20 protein-coding genes and 1 pseudogene are annotated in these 19,915 nt (G+C 71.0%); 13 read left to right on the forward strand and 8 right to left on the reverse strand.

Annotated elements, in window-relative coordinates; all coding sequences use genetic code 11:
- Nucleotides 1–55: 55 nt before the first annotated feature.
- Nucleotides 56–934 (reverse strand): helix-turn-helix domain-containing protein, encoded by an 879-nt coding sequence (locus GA0070618_RS21730; protein ID WP_197701579.1) that lies wholly within the window; start codon nucleotides 932–934, stop codon nucleotides 56–58.
- Between the two features lie 21 nt (nucleotides 935–955).
- Here GA0070618_RS21730 and GA0070618_RS21735 point away from each other — a divergent pair, with 21 nt between their 5' ends.
- Nucleotides 956–1,276, forward strand: coding sequence for a hypothetical protein (locus tag GA0070618_RS21735; protein WP_088983281.1), 321 nt, complete (start codon nucleotides 956–958; stop codon nucleotides 1,274–1,276).
- Nucleotides 1,277–1,379: 103 nt separating this feature from the next.
- Here the strand turns inward: GA0070618_RS21735 and GA0070618_RS35225 are convergent, their stop codons facing one another.
- Nucleotides 1,380–1,850 (reverse strand): Tn3 family transposase, encoded by a 471-nt coding sequence (locus GA0070618_RS35225; protein ID WP_269148507.1) that lies wholly within the window; start codon nucleotides 1,848–1,850, stop codon nucleotides 1,380–1,382.
- Between GA0070618_RS35225 and GA0070618_RS21745 the strand changes: the two are divergent.
- Nucleotides 1,737–2,105, forward strand: a pseudogene (locus GA0070618_RS21745) (transposase family protein); the annotation flags it as partial. The gene GA0070618_RS35225 and the pseudogene GA0070618_RS21745 sit on opposite strands and share 114 nt — an antisense overlap.
- A gap of 64 nt (nucleotides 2,106–2,169) precedes the next feature.
- Here GA0070618_RS21745 and GA0070618_RS21750 read toward each other — a convergent pair.
- The 5 genes from GA0070618_RS21750 to GA0070618_RS21770 all read right to left on the reverse strand — a co-directional run bounded on the left by GA0070618_RS21750 (nucleotide 2,170) and on the right by GA0070618_RS21770 (nucleotide 6,599).
- A complete protein-coding gene (locus tag GA0070618_RS21750) occupies nucleotides 2,170–2,775 on the reverse strand; it encodes an IS630 family transposase (RefSeq protein WP_172900409.1) in 606 nt (201 codons plus the stop codon).
- Nucleotides 2,754–3,221 carry a winged helix-turn-helix domain-containing protein gene (locus GA0070618_RS21755; RefSeq protein WP_231931403.1) on the reverse strand — a complete coding sequence of 156 codons (468 nt, stop codon included), beginning with the start codon at nucleotides 3,219–3,221 and terminating at the stop codon, nucleotides 2,754–2,756. The genes GA0070618_RS21750 and GA0070618_RS21755 overlap by 22 nt, the downstream gene beginning before the upstream one ends.
- Nucleotides 3,222–3,738: 517 nt before the next feature.
- On the reverse strand, nucleotides 3,739–4,935 hold the full coding sequence (locus GA0070618_RS21760; RefSeq protein ID WP_088983282.1) for an NAD(P)/FAD-dependent oxidoreductase: 1,197 nt from the start codon (nucleotides 4,933–4,935) through the stop codon (nucleotides 3,739–3,741).
- A 93-nt stretch (nucleotides 4,936–5,028) separates the two neighbouring features.
- A complete protein-coding gene (locus GA0070618_RS21765) occupies nucleotides 5,029–5,973 on the reverse strand; it encodes an RNA polymerase sigma-70 factor (RefSeq protein ID WP_088983283.1) in 945 nt (314 codons plus the stop codon).
- A 59-nt stretch (nucleotides 5,974–6,032) separates the two neighbouring features.
- Nucleotides 6,033–6,599, reverse strand: coding sequence for a TetR/AcrR family transcriptional regulator (locus tag GA0070618_RS21770; RefSeq protein ID WP_197701581.1), 567 nt, complete (start codon nucleotides 6,597–6,599; stop codon nucleotides 6,033–6,035).
- A 77-nt stretch (nucleotides 6,600–6,676) separates the two neighbouring features.
- Between GA0070618_RS21770 and GA0070618_RS21775 the strand changes: the two genes are divergently transcribed.
- Nucleotides 6,677–7,588, forward strand: a complete 912-nt coding sequence (locus GA0070618_RS21775) for an SDR family NAD(P)-dependent oxidoreductase (protein WP_157748974.1) — start codon at nucleotides 6,677–6,679, stop codon at nucleotides 7,586–7,588.
- A 415-nt stretch (nucleotides 7,589–8,003) separates the two neighbouring features.
- On the opposite strand, the gene GA0070618_RS21780 is transcribed toward GA0070618_RS21775, so the two are convergent.
- Nucleotides 8,004–8,315: a winged helix-turn-helix transcriptional regulator gene (locus GA0070618_RS21780; protein ID WP_331253084.1), complete on the reverse strand. Its 312-nt coding sequence runs from the start codon at nucleotides 8,313–8,315 to the stop codon at nucleotides 8,004–8,006.
- Nucleotides 8,316–8,491: 176 nt separating this feature from the next.
- On the opposite strand from GA0070618_RS21780, the gene GA0070618_RS21785 reads away from it, so the two are divergent.
- From GA0070618_RS21785 to GA0070618_RS21830, 10 genes are all read left to right on the forward strand, one after another.
- Entirely contained in the window at nucleotides 8,492–8,884 is a 393-nt protein-coding gene (locus GA0070618_RS21785) for a VOC family protein (protein ID WP_088983286.1), read from the forward strand.
- 623 nt (nucleotides 8,885–9,507) lie between these two features.
- Nucleotides 9,508–11,151: an ABC transporter substrate-binding protein gene (locus GA0070618_RS21790; RefSeq protein WP_088983287.1), complete on the forward strand. Its 1,644-nt coding sequence runs from the start codon at nucleotides 9,508–9,510 to the stop codon at nucleotides 11,149–11,151.
- Between the two features lies 1 nt (nucleotide 11,152).
- Nucleotides 11,153–12,088 (forward strand): ABC transporter permease, encoded by a 936-nt coding sequence (locus GA0070618_RS21795; protein WP_088983288.1) that lies wholly within the window; start codon nucleotides 11,153–11,155, stop codon nucleotides 12,086–12,088.
- A gap of 2 nt (nucleotides 12,089–12,090) precedes the next feature.
- Nucleotides 12,091–12,972 carry an ABC transporter permease gene (locus tag GA0070618_RS21800; RefSeq protein ID WP_088983289.1) on the forward strand — a complete coding sequence of 294 codons (882 nt, stop codon included), beginning with the start codon at nucleotides 12,091–12,093 and terminating at the stop codon, nucleotides 12,970–12,972.
- Nucleotides 12,969–14,564, forward strand: a complete 1,596-nt coding sequence (locus tag GA0070618_RS21805; protein WP_088983290.1) for a dipeptide ABC transporter ATP-binding protein — start codon at nucleotides 12,969–12,971, stop codon at nucleotides 14,562–14,564. The genes GA0070618_RS21800 and GA0070618_RS21805 overlap by 4 nt, the downstream gene beginning before the upstream one ends.
- A 57-nt stretch (nucleotides 14,565–14,621) precedes the next feature.
- Nucleotides 14,622–15,827: an LLM class flavin-dependent oxidoreductase gene (locus GA0070618_RS21810; RefSeq protein ID WP_088983291.1), complete on the forward strand. Its 1,206-nt coding sequence runs from the start codon at nucleotides 14,622–14,624 to the stop codon at nucleotides 15,825–15,827.
- Between the two features lie 14 nt (nucleotides 15,828–15,841).
- Nucleotides 15,842–17,200, forward strand: coding sequence for an NtaA/DmoA family FMN-dependent monooxygenase (locus tag GA0070618_RS21815; RefSeq protein WP_088983292.1), 1,359 nt, complete (start codon nucleotides 15,842–15,844; stop codon nucleotides 17,198–17,200).
- On the forward strand, nucleotides 17,197–17,514 hold the full coding sequence (locus GA0070618_RS21820) for a hypothetical protein (protein ID WP_088983293.1): 318 nt from the start codon (nucleotides 17,197–17,199) through the stop codon (nucleotides 17,512–17,514). Before GA0070618_RS21815 ends, GA0070618_RS21820 begins: the two co-directional genes overlap by 4 nt.
- Nucleotides 17,511–18,575: an LLM class flavin-dependent oxidoreductase gene (locus GA0070618_RS21825; RefSeq protein WP_088983294.1), complete on the forward strand. Its 1,065-nt coding sequence runs from the start codon at nucleotides 17,511–17,513 to the stop codon at nucleotides 18,573–18,575. Before GA0070618_RS21820 ends, GA0070618_RS21825 begins: the two co-directional genes overlap by 4 nt.
- A gap of 17 nt (nucleotides 18,576–18,592) precedes the next feature.
- Nucleotides 18,593–19,717 carry an LLM class flavin-dependent oxidoreductase gene (locus GA0070618_RS21830; protein ID WP_088983295.1) on the forward strand — a complete coding sequence of 375 codons (1,125 nt, stop codon included), beginning with the start codon at nucleotides 18,593–18,595 and terminating at the stop codon, nucleotides 19,715–19,717.
- Nucleotides 19,718–19,915: the final 198 nt, after the last annotated feature.

Here is a 19,915-nt window from a genome sequence, read left to right on the forward strand (position 1 = left end):
GGCGGTCTTGAAGAAAAGGGAAGAGAAGCCGACGCGACGGGCAGACGGTTGGCGGCTACCCGGCTCCGAGGAGGGCTTCGCTGCGACGCCAGGCCGTCGGCGATCGGCCCGTGAACTCGCGCCAGTCCCGCACGAGATGGGCCTGGTCGGCATAGCCAGAGACGGTTGCCACATCGCCCCACGGGAGCGGGTCCTGCGCCGACGCCAGTTCGTGCGCGTGCTCGAAGCGCAAGACTCGGGCGAAGGTCTTCGGCGACAGGCCCACCTCACCGCGAAACCGCTCGGTGAGGTACCGACGGCTCCAGCCGAGTTCCGCGGCGACCGGACCAACCTGGACGCAACCCCGCGCGGCGACGAGGCGGCGCCATGCCTCGGCTACCTCGGGGCGCACCCAGCGCACATGGTCGCCGCAGGCGCCACGGCCGACAGCTCGGAGGAGCAATTCGTCCAGCGCGGTGAACCGCGCCGCCCATGTTGTCGCCGATCGGAGCCGGTCGACCAGCTCGACGGCAAGCGCTCCGAGAAGCTCGTCAAGTGGGACCAGTCGGTGGGCGAGTTCGGCGGCGGGCATGCCGTAGATGGCCCGGGCCCCGAGCGGTGTCAGCGATACCTGAACACCTTGCTGGCGTCCGTCGTGGTGAATCGCGACGGACCGGCACATCAGACCGCCGGCCACGCTGCCGAATCGGGTGGCCGGCGACCCGTCGTCAACGCCCGCCGCCACCTCCAAAGGATCTGACAGGCTGATCACCGCAGTGAGCGCGCGGCTCGGCGGGCCGCAGTGCACCCCCGTCGGGAGCCCGCGGAGGTCGAAGCCGACATACGAGTCGACGTACTCCCGCAAGGCGGGCGCCGGACGTGCACCGATCCCGGTGGCCGTGTGGTCCTCCATTTTCGTCAGTGTACGAGCCGCCCAGTGCAGGAAGATCACCATCCAAGGACTGATCACCGCCGTTTGCGGCTGGTAACGCGATTCTTACCAGCACTCCGTCACGCAGCGCTACATGTCCGTTGGCCGTACCTATACGAGAACAGGGCCGAGGAGTGCGCCACCGCCGCGGCCAAGTCCCCGGGAGCCGCCGCGCTGATCGCGGACGGCAACGGCGAGTACCGCGGGACCTACCGGCGCATCCTCGACGCCGGCCACCCCGTCCTGACCGCCCCCGACACCGACCCGAGCACCGTCGCCGAGCAGCTGCGTGCCAAGCTGGACCAGGCCCACGAGCACCGCCAGCGCCAGGCCGGACAGACGCTCAGCCTGGCCGCCGGTGCCTGACCTCGCACAGCATTAACGAGAAGCGGCGCCCGAAGCCATAGGGGTGGCTTCGGGCGCCGCTTCGACTGCAGGCCCCGTGCTCACACGAGGAGGCTCGCGGTCGTCAAGCGGCCTGACCGAGTCCGGCGGCGGTCAGGTCCTGTTCGCGCAGCGGTGTGAAGTCGACGTCGAGTTTCCGGTCGTACGCGTCGGGCTGGATGCCGAGTTCGTGGGTGCTGTACTCGCCGAACCGGTTGATGTGCTCGGTCAGGTACGGCGAGATGTGCGCCAGGTCTTCCGGGTCGATCACCCATCCCTCCTCCAGCGGCTGCCGCACGATCTCCGCGATGTCCAGGGCGTTGTCGAAGATCATCGCGTTCGTGAGCAGCGCGTTAAACTTCACCGGGCGGGCCTGTGGATCTAACGGCTCTGTCTCACATTCGGTGGTGACGGAGGGTGGCGAGGCGTCGTTACCTCCTGTGTGGAGGACGTCAACAAGCTTGTACAGGTGGTGTTCTCGGGGCTGTTCCCGCTGGTCGTCGAGGACGTGATCGACGAGGGTGGGGGGATCGTGGTGCGGGCCCGGACGCCGCAGGACACGGCGGTCTGCCCGATGTGCGGGGCCTCGTCGGGACGGGTGCACGGCTATCACTGGCGGGCGGTGGCCGACGTTCCGGTCGACGGGCGTCGGGTGGTGGTCCGTGTGCGGGTGCGACGGCTGGTGTGCCCCACGCGCGGCTGCCGCCACACCTTCCGCGAACAGGTGCCCGGGGTGCTGGAGCGATACCAACGCCGCACGGCCCGTCTGTCTCGGCAGGTCAAAGCCGTGGTCAAGGAGTTGGCAGTTCGACACCCGCGACACCGCGTCGAACAATCCGGTGCCGGACTCGGTGGCGACTACAGATCTTGAAAGGCTAGGTTGAGTCGGGTTCGAGGGTCAGGCCGGTGTGGGCGAGGAAGCTGTCGAGGAGATCGGGCCGGTACTGGATGCGTTTGAGCCTGTTCTTGATGATCGCCTGGAGATGGTCGACGCCTTGGACGGCGAGGTTGCCGATGCTGCGTTTGAGGTGTGACCACACGTGTTCGGTGGGGTTGAGGTCAGGGGCGTAGGCCGGCAGGCGGATCACGGTCAGCCAGTCCCGGGCGGCGATCATCTGGCGCATTGCGGCGCTGATGTGGGTGTTGAGGTTGTCCCACACGAGGACGATCGGTCCGCCAAGTTGCTGGTGCGCGGCGTCGAGTAGGGCGATGTAGTCGGTCTCGGCGAAGCTGCGTCGTTCTTTCTTGCGGCCGCGGTGGGTGATCGTGCGGTAGATCAACCGGCTGCGTCGGCCCGGCTTCACGCAGACCAGACCCGCGATCGAGATCCGTCCCGAGCCCTTGCCGGACACCGGGACCTGCGGGATGTGCCCGCGTCGGCCCCACGTGCGGGCCTTGTGTGGGCGCAGCGTCTGACCCGCCTCGTCCTCGAAGCAGATCCACGCGTCGCGCTGCGCCGCTACCGTTTTCCCGCCGGCCACACCTCCCGCCGCCACGTGACGACCGCAGCCTCGTCGCGTTCCACGGGGCGGTGCGCGGGGACCTGCACCGACCAACCGATACGGTGCAGCAGATACGAGGTCCCCCGCAGCGTGTACCGAGTCCGGAACAGTCGGGCGATCAGATCCGACACCCGCACCAGGGTCCACCGCTGATCATCGCCGAACCCGTGCGCGGCCGGCCCCTGCTCCAACGCGTCGGCCAGACGCCGTAGCGGGGAGTCGTCGAGGCGGCACCGCGAACCACCGGGCCCCTTCGACGCGAGGGCGTCCTCGCCGCCGGCCCGCCACTGCTTGCGCCAGCCGTACACCGCAGTCTGCGACACCCGCAACCGCGCCGCGATCTCCGGCACCGACACACCCTGCGCGAACCACCCGGCCGCCTGCCGCCGCACCGCCTCACGCTTCGCCCGCCCCCGCGCGGACAAGCCACCACCATCGGGATACCTCATCCCACCGGATCTACCCAGACACAGCGGAAGCACGCCAACCAGCCACCCACAGTGGACGAAGCTGGCCTTTCAAGATCTGTAGCTCTACCCGCTTCTCCCACGGCGGCCCGGTCACCGCCGGCTTGGACGCGGCCGGCTTGGATTCGGAGTCGGAGTCGGTTATCAAGGCGACAGCCAGCAGCACAAGGCCGACAATCACCAGCCAACCAACCGCATCGTTCCCATCCTCGCCCACCTCATCCACAGTAGAGGTGACGCCGCTTCGTGCGCAGGTCGTCGCCGATCTGGACTTCGCCGCTGCGCTGCTCCTTCAGCGCAACGCCGGCGGCCTACGGACGACCTGGACGAAGGGCTCCGGCAGCTGACGGTTGCCGCCAGCCTTACCAGGTGAGGACCTGGCCACCGTCCACGCCAACGTGGTCGCCGTACCGCGTGGACCGGCAGCGAAGCGGACCCGCCCTCGTATCGAAGGGTGCCCGCTTCGCTTTGGGCTCTACGCCAGCCTTTCGACGGCCGAGGTCGTTGCGGCCTTCTCCCGCGCGACGCGGCGGCGCCGGGTCGGCAGCGCGAGCGTGGGGTTGGCGACGGCCCAGGCGGCGCCCTTGCAGACCAGCTCCTTGTAGACGGCGGCGAGGCGTCCGGTCAGGACCGCCTGCTTGGTGCGGTCGTCGGCGGTGACGTACTGGATCAAGCCTTCCCTGCGGCCAAGGGAGACGCACTGGTTGAAGTAGCGGATCGGCACGTTCGGCAGCTTTCCGCCGGTCAGGCGCGCCGCGATCGCGTCGGCGGCCTGCCACGCGCCCGGGCCGCCCGAGGCACACGACATCCTTAGCGGTTTGTCGGCCGGTCCCATCGCGTAGGCGGCGTCGCCCACGGCGTACACATCGGGGTGCGAGACTGAGCGCATGGTCCGGTCGACCACGATCTGCCCGGTGCCGGTGACCTCCAGGGCGGTCGCCTTCGTGATCGGGTGGACTGCGAAGCCGGCGGTCCACACGGTGACTGCGGCCGGGATGGTGTTGCCGTCGGCGGTGGCGACGTGGTCGGCTTCAACGGCGGTGACGGCGGAGTGCTCGTACACGGTGATGTCGAGCTTGTCGAAGACGTTCCGTAGGTGTCCGCGGCCCTTGGGTGAGAGCCAGTCGCCGAGGCCGCCGGAGGCGGCGAGGGCGACGTCGAGGTCCGGGCGTGCCTCGGCGATCTCGGTGGCGGCCTCCAGGCCGGTGAGGCCGCCACCGACGACGACCACGGCCAGCCCGGCGTCGAGGTGGGCCAGGCGCTCGCGCAGCCGGAGCGCTCCGGGGCGGCTGGCGATCTCGTGAGCGTGCTCGGCGACGCCGGGGATGCCCTGGGTGTTCCAGCCGCTGCCGAGGGCGTAGACGAGGGTGTCGTAGGCGAGTTCTTCGGCGCCGTTCGCGTCGACGACGGTGACCGTCTTGCGGTCGACGTCGACACCGGTGACCTTCGCAAGCTTCAGCTCGACGCCGGTGCCAGCGAACATCTCGCTGAGCGGCCGGAGCTTGAGGTCCTGGCCGGCGGCCAGCTGGTGCATGCGGACGCGTTCGACGAAGTCGGGCTCGGAATTGACGAGGGTGATGGCAATGTCCTCGCGGCGGAGCCGCCTGGCGAGGCGGCCGGCGGCGATGGCTCCGGTGTATCCGGCTCCGAGAACGATGGTGCGGTGCGGCATCTTCCCTGCTCCTGTCTTGTGCGGGTCTGCCACTTGAACCGGGCGGCCCGCCGTTTCCTGACAGGGAACGACGTGAAGCACCTCACAGAGCGGTCAGAAGGCGTTGAACAGGGGCTCTCCGTGGTCGGAGGTCGCCCAGCGTGCGGTCGCGCGTTCGAGCTTGTCGGGGTTGACCTGGTTGCGGAACGCGGCGATGCCCTCGGCGGTGACCTCCAGGCACATGACGCCGACGACCCGGCCGTCCACGACGGCCACGACGGCCGGTTCGCCGTTGGCGGTCCAGGCGTAGACCTCGGGTGCGCCGCCGACGATGGCGCGCTTGGTTTCGCTGGGTTTGAACAGGCCCCGCAGGAACTTCGCGACAGCGACGGCGCCCTCGAACGCCCTGGCGCGGGCCGGAACCTTCCCGCCGCCGTCGCCGATCGCGATGGCGTCCGCGGTGAGCAGGCGCACGAGCGGCTCGGTCTGGCCGCTGGCTGCGGCCGCCAGGAACTCCTCGACGATCCGCCGGGCGGCGGCCTTGTCGATCTCGGTGCGGGTCTTGCCGTCCGCGACGTGCTTCTTGGCGCGGTGGAGGATCTGCTGGCTGGCGGCCTCGGTGATGTCGAGGATCTCCGCGATCTCGCGGTGCGGGTAGTCGAAGGCCTCCCGCAGCACGTACACCGCCCGTTCGCTCGGGGAGAGGCGCTCCAGAAGGGTGAGGACCGCGTACGACACCGATTCGCGCTGCTCGACGGTCTCGGCCGGGCCGAGCATCGGATCCCCGGCGAGCAGGGGCTCGGGAAGCCACTGGCCCACGTAGGTCTCGCGGCGCGCCCGCGCGGAGGTCAGTTGGTTGAGGCACAGGTTGGTGAGGACCTTCGTCAGCCATGCCTCGGGGACCTCGATGCGGTCGACGTCGGCGGCCTGCCAGCGCAGGAACGTCTCCTGCACGGCGTCCTCGGCCTCCCCGGCGGAGCCGAGGAGACGGTAGGCGATGGTTTCCAGGCGCGCCCTGAAGGCCTCGAACCGGTCGACGTCCTCCGCGGTCAAGGGCATCTCCCGATCCTAACCTCGGCGGTCACGGCGACTGTGATCTTGAATGTCCGGCGGGTGCCTCAGGGGCGTAGCCCGGCCAGCAGGATGTCCAGGTAGCGGTCCGCGTCGTCGTCGGTGGCGCCGATCCGAACCGCGTGCTGCAGGCCGCACAGTAGGCGCCGCAGGTCGTCGGCGGTCAGGTCGGGGCGGATCGCGCCTTCGGTGCGGGCTCGGTCGAGCAGGGTGGCGATGGCCGCCGCCAGGTCGCGGCTCAGGTCCAGTGTCTCTGCGCAGACCGCGTCGACGGCGGCCAGCACCTCGGCCAGTGCCGGGTCGGAGAGCTGGATCCGCAGGCCCGCTCGCAGCAGCGCGGCCAGGCCGGTGCCCACGTCCGGCTCGCGGGCCGCCGCGACCGCGGTGGCGACCAGGGTTTCCAGGCTCTGGGCGGCGAGCGACTCGAGCAGGGCCTGCCGGGTGGGGAAGTGGCGGTAGACCGTCCCCACGCCGACGCCGGCCGCCTTGGCCACCGCGTTCATCGACAGGTCAAGGCCGCCTGCGGCCATGCGGTCCCGGGCGGCGGCGAGCATGCGGGCACGGACCCGGGCCGAGTCGGCGCGCAGGCTCTCCGCGTTCGTGGTGGGGGACACACCTGGAGGATAACTTATCCGTTCTCGTGCTAGCTTCTGCCGCAGAAACGGATAACTAATCCGCTAAGGAGATGGCGATGGCGCTGAACTGGACCGTGGACCACATGCCGAACCAGACCGGACGGACCGTCGTGGTCACCGGAGCCACCAGCGGCCTCGGCCGGGTCACCGCGGCGCGGCTGGCCGAGGCGGGCGCGACAGTGCTGATGGCCGTGCGCGACACCGCGAAGGGTGAGCGGGTCCGCGCGGAGATGCGCGGGAACGTCGAGGTGCACCGGATCGACCTTGCCGACCCGGGCTCGATCCGCATGTTCGCGGAGTCGCTTGGCCACCGTCGGATCGACGCGCTGATCAACAACGCCGGGCTTTCCGCCCGGGAGCGCGAGCTCACCCCCGAGGGGCACGAGCGGGTGATCGCCACCAACCACCTGGGGCCGTTTGCGCTGACCGGGTTGCTGCTGAACCGGTTTCGCCCGGACCGGCTGCCCCGGGTGGTGACGGTCGGCTCCAACTTCTACCGGCAGGTGCGCTCCGGCACCGACGACGAGAACCTGGCCGCCACGGGATCGTTCCATCCGCTTCGCCAGTACGTCCGGTCGAAGGTGTCCAACCTGCTCTTCGCCCAGGAGTTGGACCGCCGGCTGCGTGCCGCGGGCTCGCCGGTCCGCAGCTTCGCCGCCCACCCGGGGATGGCCTGGACCGGGATGCAGGACAACCCGGGCAGCATCGCCGAGCGGGTCCTCGTGGCGGCGCTGGGCGCCCTGGTTGCGCGCAGCGCCGAGGCGGGCGCACTGCCGATCCTCTTCGCCGCCACCGACCCCCGGGCGCGGGCCGATGCCTTCCACGGACCGTCCCAGCGCAAGTGGGACAAGCGCGTCCACTTCGCACCGGTCGTGGCGCCGTGTAACGACTCGGAACGGGCCGCTCGGCAGTGGGCGATCGCCGAGGCGGCGACTGGCGTGCATTACCTCAGCGGGGTCCACCTGTGACGTCTGCTGTCACCAGCCTTGCGGCACTGCGCCACTCGTCCTGCTATTTCGGATCCAGGCGAGGAAAGAGAGCCGCAGGCTTGGTGACGGCGGTGCCGGCGAGAAGTACCTGCGCGCCGTTCGTCCGTAGAACCAGGCAGGGGAGCGGAACTGCCGGGAGACGCCCACACGCGCTGTCGGTGCGGACGCTTGTCCCAGCCACGGTTCGTTGGCAGGCACGCTCCCCTCCCAAGCGCCAGTGTGAACCTGCCCGATGGCACGGATCATGGAGAACCGCTCACGGACGATTCGGTCGATGGGTGGCCGACGGCACCGTCGTCACCGACCGCGCGGTGCCGTGCCGATTCATCTCGGTGAGCCGATGGCGGGGGAGTGGTCGGGGTCCTGTCACCTACCGGTGCAGCACACCCGGGAGTCATTCCTGCTCGAACCGGCGGCGTGATGCCAGGATCTCATCCAGGTGTCGGCGGCTCCACCGGCAGAAGCCATTGATCGTGTTGTGCAGCTCCCGGCCAGCAGGTGTAAGCCGGTATTCGGTGCGTGGTGGCACGGTGGGATGAAGGGTTCGATCGACTACTCCGTTTCGCTCCAACTGTCGCAGGGTCGCGGTGAGCAACCGGTGGCTGATGCCGGCGACCTGCCGGTGCAGTTCGCCGAAGCGGCGTGTGTCGGTGCCGATGGCTTCGATGACCGGTACCGCCCACTTGGTGCCGACCGCGTCGAACACCTCGCGAGCCACCTGGTGCACCTGCGCCACCTGTGCCGCCGTCGGCGTGCCGGGAAACGGCTCGTCCACTCGCCGTTCCTCCTTCGCATGCGCCTCTTACCAAAAAGTGCGTACTTATCCCATCCGTGGCCATCGCCGTACGGTCTGGTCGGCAATCTCAACGTACAGGAGTGGATATGACCGTCCTGAAGACGTACGCCCGGCTCTGGGTGGATGACCTCGACGTCTCGCTGCCGTCGCTGCGGACCCTGGTCGGCGCGGAGCCGGATCTGCGGTTCGCATTCGACGCGATCGAGTTGGCCGCGATCGGCGACTTCCTGGTGATCGCTGGCCCACCGGAGGAACGGGCCCGTTACGGGCACGGCTCCGCTACCGTGATCGTCGACGATCTGGACGCCGTCGTCGCCGGGCTCACCGCTGCGGGCGGCGAGATCACCACGCCGGAGGCGACTGGCCCGACCGGCCGCTACCTGTACGCCCGGCATGCTGGTGGGGCAGAGGCCGAGTACGTTGAGTGGGTGCCGGAGTTGGTCGCGCGGATCATCGGCCCCTTGGCTGCCCGGCGTTGAGGCCAGATGCCCCAGGGCGCGCACCGCGCCCTGGGGCCGCAGCGGGTGTGCGGTGCTGGGGCAGGGAGGCCGCACGGAGTCGTCGGCATGCGGGTACGGGGAGCGGAGATTCCTCGTGTGTGGGGTGCCGGTCGTCCCGGAATGCGGTTGCTTCCGCTGAGTACGGGTGCCAGTGCCCGGACTGGTTCCCGCGCCGTCACCACCAGACGGCGGATACAGGGCGGCTCGATCGCAGGGCCCACGAGCCGTCCGTCGAACACAAGCCACAGAAAGCCTATAGGTTTAGTAGGTAATCGGTCAACGGGTTGGCGGCCCCGCGTGCGAAAGGTGACATCCATCGGCGCATTCGTTGACATCGCCGCGGTCGGCAGGTGGACTCGGCTCATGTCCAGCGAGCTGCGGTTGACGACCCGCGGCCACATCGACCTCGGTCGGGTGTGGTCCAGCTCCTGTCTGCGCTGACCGGCACCCACACCCGCTGCGCCGCACAGGCCCACCGAGGTGGGCTCACCGTCGAGCCGACCGCCATCCCCGCGCCGAGACATCCCTCACCGACCCGTGCCACCGGCCCGGGCGGGGTCTCGCCGTACCCGTTTCCGCCTGCCTGGACAGGAGACCCCGTCATGCCCGCGCACCGCCTGCGCACTCTGACCGCCGTCGTCCTCACCGCCCTCCTCACGGTCACCGCCGGCTGCTCCACGGGTAGCGCACCCGCTGCCGAAGCCGCCGGTCGACCCCGCTCCGGAGGCACCCTCACCTGGGCCATCGAGACCGAACCGGTCACCCTCAACCCGCACCAGTACGCCCAGGCGAAGGCCCGCCTGCTGGTCTGGAACACATTCGAGTCGCTGCTCACCTACGACCAGCAGGGCAAGCTGGTGCCCTGGCTGGCCACCGGCTGGCAGGCCGCGCCAGACGGCCGCTCCTACACCCTCACCCTCCGGGACAAGGTCGCCTTCTCCGACGGCACCCCGTTCGACGCGACCGCCGTCAAGGCCAACATCGACAAGCTTCGTGAGCCCGGGTACGCCCCGACCGTCGCCGCCGTGCAGCTCCGCAACCTCGACACCGTCGAGGTCGTCGACCCGCGCGCGGTACGGGTCACCCTCACCCACCCGGACGTGCTCATCCTCGACTTCCTCGCCTCTCCGCAGGGCGCGCAGGTCTCCCCGAAGTCGCTGCGCGAGGCGAAGAACCTCAAGGCCGGCGGCCTCGATCTCGCCGGCACCGGCCCGTTCATCCTGGACCGCTACGTGCCCGGCCAGGAACTGCACTACCGGCGCAACCCCGCCTACGACTGGGCGCCGCCCACCGCCACCCACACCGGCCCCGCCTATCTGGACAGCATCACCTACCGGTTCCTCAAGGAGTCCGCCGTCCGCGTCGGTGCCCTCGCCTCCGGCCAGGTCCAGCTCGTGGAAGGCGTGCCGGCCACCGACCAGCCCCTGATCACCGGCAACGCGACGCTGCGCCTGAGCCGGGAGCTCAACTCCGGATCGGCCTACTCGTACTACTTCAACACCTCCCACGCCCCCTTCGACGACCTGCGGGTACGCCAGGCCTTCCGGGAAGCCGTCGACGTCGACACGGTGCTCATGTCCATCTACCGGGACACCACCACCCGAGCGTGGAGCGTCATCAGCCCGTCGAGCCCGCTGTACGACAAGCGCCTCGAGGGCAGCTACGGCGGCGACGCCGCCAAGGCCAACGCCCTGCTGGACCAGGCCGGCTGGAGCCGACGCGACGCGGACGGCTATCGAGTCAAGGACGGCAGACGGCTCACCGTCCGGCTGGTACAGGCTGCCCCGTTCGTCCGCGACCGCCGCGACGTCCTCGCCCAAGCGGTGCAGGCCGCCGTCAAGCAGAGCGCCGGCATCGACCTCAAGATCTCCCTGGTCGACCAGGGCACCGCCCAGCAGGCATTCGACACCAACCAGTACGAGATCTTCGACAACTCCCGCGCGGACACCGACGCGGGTGCCGCACTGAACCTGCTGCTGCACAGCAAGGGCGGCATCAACCGCACGAAGGTCAACGACCCGCTCATCGACCAGCTCCTCGACACCGGCCAGGCCACCGCCGACCCCGCCGGGCGCACCTCGATCTACGCCGACCTGCAACAGCGCGTCGTCGCCGACCAGGCCCTCCTGCTGCCCCTCTACGCACCAGCCGACCAGATTGCCGCCAGCACCACCGTCGGCGGGGTCCGGTTCGAACCCACCGCCGGCGTCCCCGCCAGCGCCTACGACTTGTGGATCGGCAACTGACATGCGCCGGACCCGCCTACGCGCCGTGACCCGCCGGCTCGGCACCGGACTCGTCGTCCTCTGGGCCGCGGCCACCGCCGCCTATCTCGCGTTGCTGGCCGCGCCCGGGGACACCGTCGACGCCATCGTCGGCGACGGTGTCGACACCCCGCAGATCCGGGCCGAGATCACCGCTGAGTGGGGCCTGGACCGGCCCCCGATCGTGCAGTACCTCGACTACCTGCGTCGCCTCGCCGAAGGCGATCTGGGCCGCTCCTACCTGCTGCACCGTCCCGTCGCGGAGGTGATCGGCGAGCAGCTCGCCCCCACCCTCACCCTCGCCGTGGCGGCCGCCGGGCTCGGCGCGTTGCTGGCCCTCGCGCTCGCCGCGGCGACCGCCGGTGATCGACGGTCCTGGTTGCGCCGGGTCAGCTCCGGCGCCGAGCTGCTGGTGGTGTCCACCCCGACGTTCCTCATCGGCATCGTGCTGCTCACCGTCTTCTCGTTCCGACTGGGCCTCTTCCCGGTCGCCGGCGATCAGGGCCTCGCGGCACTGGTGCTCCCTGCGGTCACCCTCGCCCTGCCCATCGCCGGGCTGCTCGCCCAGGTCCTGCGGGACGCGCTCGACCGGGCACTGGACGAACCGTTCGTGCTCACCGCCCGATCACGTGGGCTGGGGGAGCGGGCGGTGCTGCTACGTCACGCCCTGCGTCACGCTCTGCTGCCGGCGGTCACGCTCGCCGGTTGGCTCTTCGGGATCCTGCTCGGCGGGGCCGTCATCGTCGAGCAGGTCTTCGGTCGGCCCGGCCTCGGCCAGGTGACCCTGTCCGCGGTGAGCGGCAAGGACATGCCGGTCGTGTTGGCCGTGGTGACCCTCTCCGCTGCCGTCTACGTAGTGGTCAACACCGCCGCCGACCTCGCGTACCTGCTCATCGACCCGCGCCTGCGGAGGAGCTGACGATGACCGTGACTCTGGCCGGCACCACCACCCACGTGGACGGCGAGGCCGTCCACCCGGTCGTCCGCCCACGACGACGGCTTCGGCCGGGTCCGCTGGCCGCCGGTGCGTACCTGCTCGTGCTGCTCGTGGCCGTGGTCCGGCCCGGACTGCTCGCCCCCGGCGACCCGCTCGCCGCCGACCCGCTCACCGTTCTCGCCTCACCCGACGCGGCGCACTGGTTCGGCACCGATCACCTCGGCCGCGACGTGTGGACCCGGGTGGTGCACGGCGCCGGGCACTCGCTCACCATCGGCGTCGCCGCCACCGCCATCGCAGTCACCGCCGGCGTGCTGCTCGGCCTGCTCGCCGGTCTCGCCCACCGGATCGCCGACGAGGCGCTCAGCCGTTCCTTCGACGCACTGTCGGCGTTCCCCATGCTGCTGCTGGCGTTGCTGCTCATCGCCGTCGTCGGGCCCGGCACCACCAGCCTCATCATCGCCATCGGCGTCGCCACCCTGCCCCACCATGCTCGGGTGGTCCGCGCACAGACGCTGCTCGTCGGTCGCACCGGATACGTCGAGCAGGCCGTGACCTTCGGCCTGTCCCGGACCCGGCTGGTGGCACGCCACGTGCTCCCGAACGTCCTCGGCCCCATCCCGGTGCTCGCCGTGATCGGGCTCGGCGAGGCCGTTCTCGCCGCCTCCGGCCTCAGCTTCCTCGGCATGGGACCACAACCACCCTCACCGGAATGGGGCGCGATGCTCTCCGAGGGCCGCAACTACCTGCGGGTGGGCTGGTGGATCAGCATCCTGCCGGGTGCCGCGATCACCCTCACCGTGGTGGCGCTGACCGTACTGGGCCGGCACTGGCAGGCCCGCCTCGACGGGCGGCAGCCCCGATGAGTCCGCTGGTCGCCGTCGAGGACCTGCACGTCACCTTCACCACCCCGACCGGCGAGGTACGGGCGGTACGGGGTATCGACCTCACCGTCGAACGCGGCGAGTGCGTCGCCCTCGTCGGTGAGTCCGGCTCGGGCAAGAGCGTCACCGCCCGTACCCTCGTCGGTTTCCCCGGCCCTGGTGCCCGCGTCCGTGCCGACCGCCTCGACCTCGCCGGCCAGGACGTGCGCGGCTACCGGACCCGCGACTGGCGGCGCATCCGCGGCCGGCTCGCCGGCCTCGTGCTGCAGGACGCGCTGGTCTCCCTGGACCCGCTGCGCCCGGTGGGCGCGGAGATCGCCGAGGTCCTCGCCACCCATGGCATCGTCGCCCGCCGGGAACGCGCCGGCCGCGCCACCCACCTGCTCGACCAGGTCCAGGTGCCGGAACCAGAACGCCGCGCCCGCCAGTACCCCCACCAGCTCTCCGGCGGGCTGCGTCAACGGGCCCTGATCGCCTCGGCGCTCGCCGGGGAACCCCCGCTGCTGATCGCCGACGAACCCACCACCGCGCTCGACGTCACCGTGCAGGCGCAGATTCTGGCGCTGCTCGCCGAGCGCCGGGCCGCCGGACTGAGCCTGCTGCTGATCAGCCACGACCTCGCCGTCGTCGGCCAGATCGCCGACCGGATCCTGGTCATGCGCGACGGCGAGATCGTCGAACAGGGACCCACCGACCGGCTCCTGCGCGCCCCGAACCACCCGTACACCCGGCAATTGCTCGACGCGGTACCGTCAGCCTCCTCACGCGGACGCCGGCTCAGCGCACCCGCACGACGCAGCCCCGGCGCGACGTCGGTCCGCGTCGCGCTGCCGGCCCGCCCGCCGGTCCGCGCCGACGACACCGTGCTCACCGCGGCCGGCCTCACCAAACGGTACGGCGAACACACCGTCGTGCGGGACGTCTCGTTCACCATCGCCCGTGGCGAGACGCTCGGGCTGGTGGGGGAGTCAGGCTCCGGCAAGAGCACCGTCGCCCGGATCATCGCCGGCCTGCTCGAACCCGACACCGGCGACGTCACCTTCGCACAGGCCGGCTGGTCCGGGGTGGCGGAGCGGCACCGCCGACCGCTGCGCCGCCGGCTCCAGGTGATCTCCCAGGATCCGTTGAGCTCGTTCGATCCCCGCTACACCGTCGGCGAGGTGATCGCCGAGAACCTGGATTCCGGTCTGTCCCGCAGCGAGCGCGCCGACCACGTCGTGGACCTGCTGCGCCGCGTCGGCCTCGGCCCGCAGCAACGGGACCGCCATCCCCGCGCGCTCTCCGGCGGCCAGCGCCAACGCGTCGCCATCGCCCGCGCCGTCGCCCCCCGGCCCAGCCTGATCGTCTGCGACGAACCGGTCTCCGCCCTCGACGTCTCCGTCCAGGCCCAGGTCCTCGACCTGCTGGCCGAACTGCGCGCCGCCGACGGCACCGCGCTCTTGTTCATCTCCCACGACCTGGGCGTCGTGCACCACCTCGCCGACCGGGTGCTGGTCATGCAGGACGGGGCGGTCGTCGAGCAGGGACCGGTCGGCGACGTCTTCTGCTTCCCACGCCACGACTACACCCGGTAGCTGCTCGACGCCCTGCCCACCCTCGTCACCGCCGGCCGACCGTAGGAGAAGACACCGATGCCCGACACCACTCTGCATCTGGCCGCGGCCCTCGACGGCCTGGGCTGGCACCCGGCCGCCTGGCGACTCTCCCACGCGGACCCCACCGCACCGCTGTCGCCCCGGTGGTGGGCCGCCCTGGCCGGCGAGGCCGAGAGCGCCGCACTGGACATTGTCACCCTGGAGGACAGCCTCGACCTGCAATCCTCCGCGCCCGACGGGCCGGACGGGCGCACCGACCAGGTCCGTGGACGGCTGGACGCGCTGCTCGTCGCCGCCCGGATCGCCCCACTGACCCGGCACATCGGACTGGTGCCCACCACCAGCGTCACGCACACCGAACCATTCCACGTCTCCACCGCCGTGGCCACCCTCGACCATGTCAGCGGCGGGAGGGCAGGCTGGCGACCCCGGGTCTCCGCCCGGCCGTCCGAGGCGCGGCACGTCGGTCGTCGTGACCTGCCAGCCCTGGACCCGGCCCACCTCGACGATCCGGAGACGGTACGCCTCGTCGGCGACCTGTTCGCCGAGGCGAGCGACGCGGTGGAGGTCGTCCGGAGACTCTGGGACAGCTGGCAGGACGACGCCGAGATCCGGGATGTCACCACCGGCCGGTTCATCGACCGGGACCGGCTGCACTACATCGACTTCACCGGCCGGTGGTTCTCGGTCAAGGGACCGTCCATCGTGCCACGTCCGCCACAGGGTCAGCCGATCGTCGCCGCCCTCGCCCACTCCTCGGTGCCGTACGCCTTCGCCGCCCGGCATGCCGACGTCGTCTTCGTCACCCCTACCGACGCCGGCCACGCCGCGGCCATCGTCACCGAGATCCGCGCCGCCGAGCAGACCGTCGGCCGCACCGGGCCGCCGCTGCGTATCCTCGCCGACCTCCTCGTCCTGCTCGACGAGACACCGGCCCTGGCTCGCCGGCGCCGGGCCCGCCTCGACGATCTGGCCGCCACCGACGTCACTACCGACGCCGCCGCGTTCACCGGCACCCCCGGTCAACTCGCCGATCTGGTCGAGGAGTGGCACCGAGCCGGCGTGGACGGGTTCCGACTGCGTCCCGCCGTCCTCCCCGACGACCTCACCGCCGTCACCCGGGCGTTGGTCCCGGGCCTGCGCGACCGGGGCCTGTTCCGTGCCGGCTACCCCGACGGGACGCTGCGCGACCTGCTCGGACTGCCCCGCCCGGCCAACCGGTACGCCACCGCGACCGCCTGATCCTGGAGAACGCCGTGCCCAAGCAGATCATCCTCGCCGCGCACTTCCCCGGCGTGAACAACACCACCGTCTGGAGCGACCCCGCCTCCGGCAGCCAGATCGACTTCGCGTCCTTCGTTCACCTGGCCCGCACCGCCGAGCGGGGCCTGTTCGACTTCTTCTTCCTCGCCGAAGGGCTGCGTCTGCGTGAGCAACGCGGACGTATCCACGACCTGGACGTGGTGGGCCGGCCCGACACCCTCACCGTGCTGGCAGCCCTCGCCGCCGTCACCACCCATCTCGGCCTCGCCGGCACCCTCAACGCGACCTTCCGCGAGCCGTACGAGTTGGCCCGGCAGCTCGCCACCCTGGACCACCTCTCCGGCGGGCGAGCCGCCTGGAACGTGGTCACCACCTCCGACGCGTTCACCGGGGAGAACTTCCGCCGTGGCGGCTTCCTCGACCGGTCGCTGCGGTACGAGCGGGCCGCCGAGTTCGTCCGCACCGCGCGCGAGTTGTGGGAGTCCTGGGCAGTCGATGCCGTGGCCGGTGACCGCGACACCGGCCGGTACCTCGCCACCGCCGAACCGGGTGCCTTCACCTACCACGGCGACCAGTTCGACATCACCGGCCACTTCACCGTGCCGCGCAGCCCGCAACTGCACCCGGTGATCCTGCAGGCCGGTGACTCACCCGACGGACGGGAGTTCGCCGCCGCCAGCGCCGACGCGATCTTCTCCCGCCACGGCACCCTCGACGCCGGACAGGAGTTCTACCGGGACGTGAAGTCCCGGCTGGCTCGCCACGGCCGCGACCCGGACGATTTGAAGATCATTCCCGGGGTCACCGTCGTGCTCGGCGATACGGACGCCGAAGCCCACGAGAAGGCCCACCACATCCGCCGCCAACAGGTCAGCCCACAGACCGCCCTCCTGCTGCTGGAACAACTGTGGAACCGCGACCTGTCCGGCTACGACCCCGAAGGGCCGCTACCCGCCACCGACCCGGACATCTCCGCTGAGGCGATCAGCCGTGGCCGGGCCGGCATGTACCCCGACCCGGTCGCCACCGCCCGCCAGTGGCGCACCCTCGCCGAGGAGAAGGGTCTCGGCATCCGCGACCTGATCATCGAGGTCACCGGCCGGCAGTCCTTCATCGGCACCCCGCAGCAGGTCGCCGAGCAGATGAACCACTTCGTGCAGTCCGACGCCGCCGACGGGTTCATCCTGGTGCCGCACCTGACCCCCGGCGGCCTCGACGAATTCGTGGACGAGGTCGTCCCGCTGTTGCAGGAACGTGGTGTGTTCCGTACCGAGTACACCGGCACCACCTTGCGCGAGCACCTCGGCCTCGGTGCTGCCCGACCGGTCGCGCCCGTGGCGGCTCTGCGATGAGCACGCCCACCCCGCCGACCGTCACGGCGGTGACCATCTGCCGGCGGCGCTGGCAGGATAGCGACGCCGCACGGCTGCGCGCGGCCATGACGAGCGAACTTCGCGACCGCTACGCCGACCGGCCCACCGACCCCGTCCATCTCCCGCCAGCGGAGGCGGTCGACGCGGCCCCCGTCGCCTGGACCGGCGTCGCCACGGCCCGGATCCCGGTCTTCCCGCCCTACGACGTGCTGCCCTGGTCGCTCTGCCTCGCCAGGACGCTCGCCCCGCCGCCTGTGGACCCGCACCAGCCCGGAAGGACGGCACCGGCATGAAGTTCCTGCTCATCACCCTCATCACCCACCTGCCCGACCCGGTGACCGGGCAGCGCAAGAGCACCACCGAACGGTTCCGCGAGGTCGTCGACAACGCGGTGCTCGCCGAGCAACTGGGCTTCGACGGGTACGGCGTCGGCGAGCGCCACGAGCGGCCCTTCATCTCCTCCTCACCACCGGTGGTACTCAGCCACATCGCCGCCCGCACGTCCACCATCCGGCTGTTCACCGCCGTCACCACCCTCAGCCTGCTGGACCCGGTCCGGGCCTACGAGGACTACGCCACCCTGGACCACCTCTCCGGCGGCCGACTGGAGCTGATCATCGGCAAGGGCAACGGCGCCGCCCAGGCGCAACTGTTCCACGTCACCGCCGACGACCAGTGGGAACGCAACCGGGAAGGCTACGAGCTGTTCCGGCGGCTGTGGCGGGAGGAGAAGGTCACCTGGTCCGGCCGGTTCCGCCCGCCGCTCACCGATGCCGAGACCTGGCCCCGACCACTGCAACAGCCCATCCGGGTCTGGCACGGCAGCGCCACCAGCCGCGAGTCCGTGGACCTGGCCGCCCGCTACGGAGACCCGCTCTTCTCCGCCAACGTCACCAACCCCATCGAGCCGTACGCCGAGCTGATCCGCTACTACCGCGAGCGGTGGCTGCACTATGGCCACGACCCGGCCGACGCCCTGGTAGGCGCCGGCACCGCCGGCTTCTACGCGGCGCGGACCTCCCAGGAGGCGGTCACGACCTATCGACCCATCTTCGACGCGCGGGTCGCGGCGCTGCGGGAACTCGGCGTGCAACCGGTCTTCGACACCCTCGAGGACGCCATCGAACGCAGCTCGATCCTGGTCGGCAGCCCGCAGCAGATCATCGACAAGGTGCTGCGCTACCACGACCGGTTCGGCCACGAAGTGATCCATCTACCGGCCGACGCCGGTGGCCTGACCGACAAGCAGCACCGGCAGACGCTGGAGCTCTTCCAGGCCGAGATCGCCCCCGTGCTACGCCGGGCCATCCCCAGCCGTCCCCTGCACCGACCGTCGTCCGCCGTCACCGCCTGAGCCGAATCGGGACCACCATGCCATCGACTCCACTGTCCGTGCTCGACCTGTCCCCGGTGCCCGCGGGCGGCACCGTGGGCGACGCCCTGCGCAACACCATCGACCTTGCCCGCCGCGTCGAGCAGTTCGGCTACCAGCGGTACTGGCTCGCCGAACACCACTTCGCGCCCGGAGTCGCCAGCGCCGCCCCGGCAGTGCTGATCGGACAGGTCGCCGCCGCCACCAGCCACATCCGGGTCGGTTCCGGCGCCGTGCAACTCGGCCACCAGACCCCACTGGCCGTACTGGAGCAGTTCGGCACCCTGGACGCCCTCTACCCGGGCCGGATCGACCTCGGCCTCGGCCGCTCCGGTCAACGCCGCGCCGAGGCGACCCGGGAACTCGCCGGTGACGCCCCGCCCCCGACCGAGGCACGGGTGGTCGGCGGGCTGCTCATCCCGCCCCCGTTCTCGTTCGCGAAGATCCTCACCTCCCCTCGCGCCGCGCTGCACTCCGCGCTCCTGCAACAACCCGGTGCCCGGTCACCGGCCTTCGACGAGCAGGTCGGGGACCTGCTCGCCCTGCTGCGCGGCGACTACCGCGACCCCGACGGCCTCGACGCACACGTGACACCGGGCGAGGGCGCCGACCTGCAGATCTGGCTGCTGGGCAGCAGCGGAGGCGAGAGCGCCCAGCTCGCCGGCGCGCTCGGCCTGCCGTTCGCCGCCAACTACCACGTCAGCCCGGCAACCGTGCTCGACGCCGTCGCGGCGTACCGGGCGGCGTTCCGGCCCTCGGCGACGCTGGCCGAACCGTACGTCATCGTCTCCGCCGACGTCGTCGTCGCACCCGACGACGCCGCCGCCCGCCGCCTCGCCGCCCCCTACGGCCTATGGGTGCGCAGCATCCGCAGCGGACTCGGCGCGATCCCGTTCCCGAGCCCCGAGCAGGCCACCGGACACACGTGGACGCCGGAGGACCGGGACCTGGTGGCAGACCGGGTCGACACCCAGTTCGTCGGCTCACCGGACACTGTCGCCGGTAAGCTGCGCACCCTCCGAGACGTCACCTCCGCCGACGAACTGCTCGTCACCACCATCACTCACGCGCACGCCGACCGGGTCAGCTCCTACGAGCTGCTCGCCAAGGAATGGCATGGCTGAGGCGAAGAGACGGTGGGCGCAGCGCGCGGGCGGTCCGCTGGAGCGACGTGCCCCGCCGACCTCCGACGCGACCCCGTTCCCTGCTGCGGCGAACCGGCGCACTCGTGACATCCGGGGCACGCCGGATCGCGAATCTCCCGCCGCCTGACCGCTGCTCAACCCGACACCGGTGCCCGCGCATCCGCCATCCAGGAGGAG

This window comes from Micromonospora echinospora (assembly GCF_900091495.1).
Lineage (GTDB): Bacteria > Actinomycetota > Actinomycetes > Mycobacteriales > Micromonosporaceae > Micromonospora > Micromonospora echinospora.

Bases quoted from the DNA above. Each gene is read 5' to 3' on its own strand.
- GA0070618_RS21810 (WP_088983291.1), top strand. From the start codon at position 14,622: ATGCCCGACACCACTCTGCATCTGGCCGCGGCCCTCGACGGCCTGGGC.
- GA0070618_RS21775 (WP_157748974.1), top strand. From the start codon at position 6,677: ATGGCGCTGAACTGGACCGTGGACCACATGCCGAACCAGACCGGACGG.
- GA0070618_RS21830 (WP_088983295.1), top strand. From the start codon at position 18,593: ATGCCATCGACTCCACTGTCCGTGCTCGACCTGTCCCCGGTGCCCGCG.
- GA0070618_RS21730 (WP_197701579.1), bottom strand. From the start codon at position 934: ATGGTGATCTTCCTGCACTGGGCGGCTCGTACACTGACGAAAATGGAG.
- GA0070618_RS21760 (WP_088983282.1), bottom strand. From the start codon at position 4,935: ATGCCGCACCGCACCATCGTTCTCGGAGCCGGATACACCGGAGCCATC.
- GA0070618_RS21800 (WP_088983289.1), top strand. From the start codon at position 12,091: ATGACCGTGACTCTGGCCGGCACCACCACCCACGTGGACGGCGAGGCC.
- GA0070618_RS21785 (WP_088983286.1), top strand. From the start codon at position 8,492: ATGACCGTCCTGAAGACGTACGCCCGGCTCTGGGTGGATGACCTCGAC.
- GA0070618_RS21765 (WP_088983283.1), bottom strand. From the start codon at position 5,973: ATGCCCTTGACCGCGGAGGACGTCGACCGGTTCGAGGCCTTCAGGGCG.
- GA0070618_RS21790 (WP_088983287.1), top strand. From the start codon at position 9,508: ATGCCCGCGCACCGCCTGCGCACTCTGACCGCCGTCGTCCTCACCGCC.
- GA0070618_RS21825 (WP_088983294.1), top strand. From the start codon at position 17,511: ATGAAGTTCCTGCTCATCACCCTCATCACCCACCTGCCCGACCCGGTG.
- GA0070618_RS21820 (WP_088983293.1), top strand. From the start codon at position 17,197: ATGAGCACGCCCACCCCGCCGACCGTCACGGCGGTGACCATCTGCCGG.
- GA0070618_RS21805 (WP_088983290.1), top strand. From the start codon at position 12,969: ATGAGTCCGCTGGTCGCCGTCGAGGACCTGCACGTCACCTTCACCACC.
- GA0070618_RS21795 (WP_088983288.1), top strand. From the start codon at position 11,153: ATGCGCCGGACCCGCCTACGCGCCGTGACCCGCCGGCTCGGCACCGGA.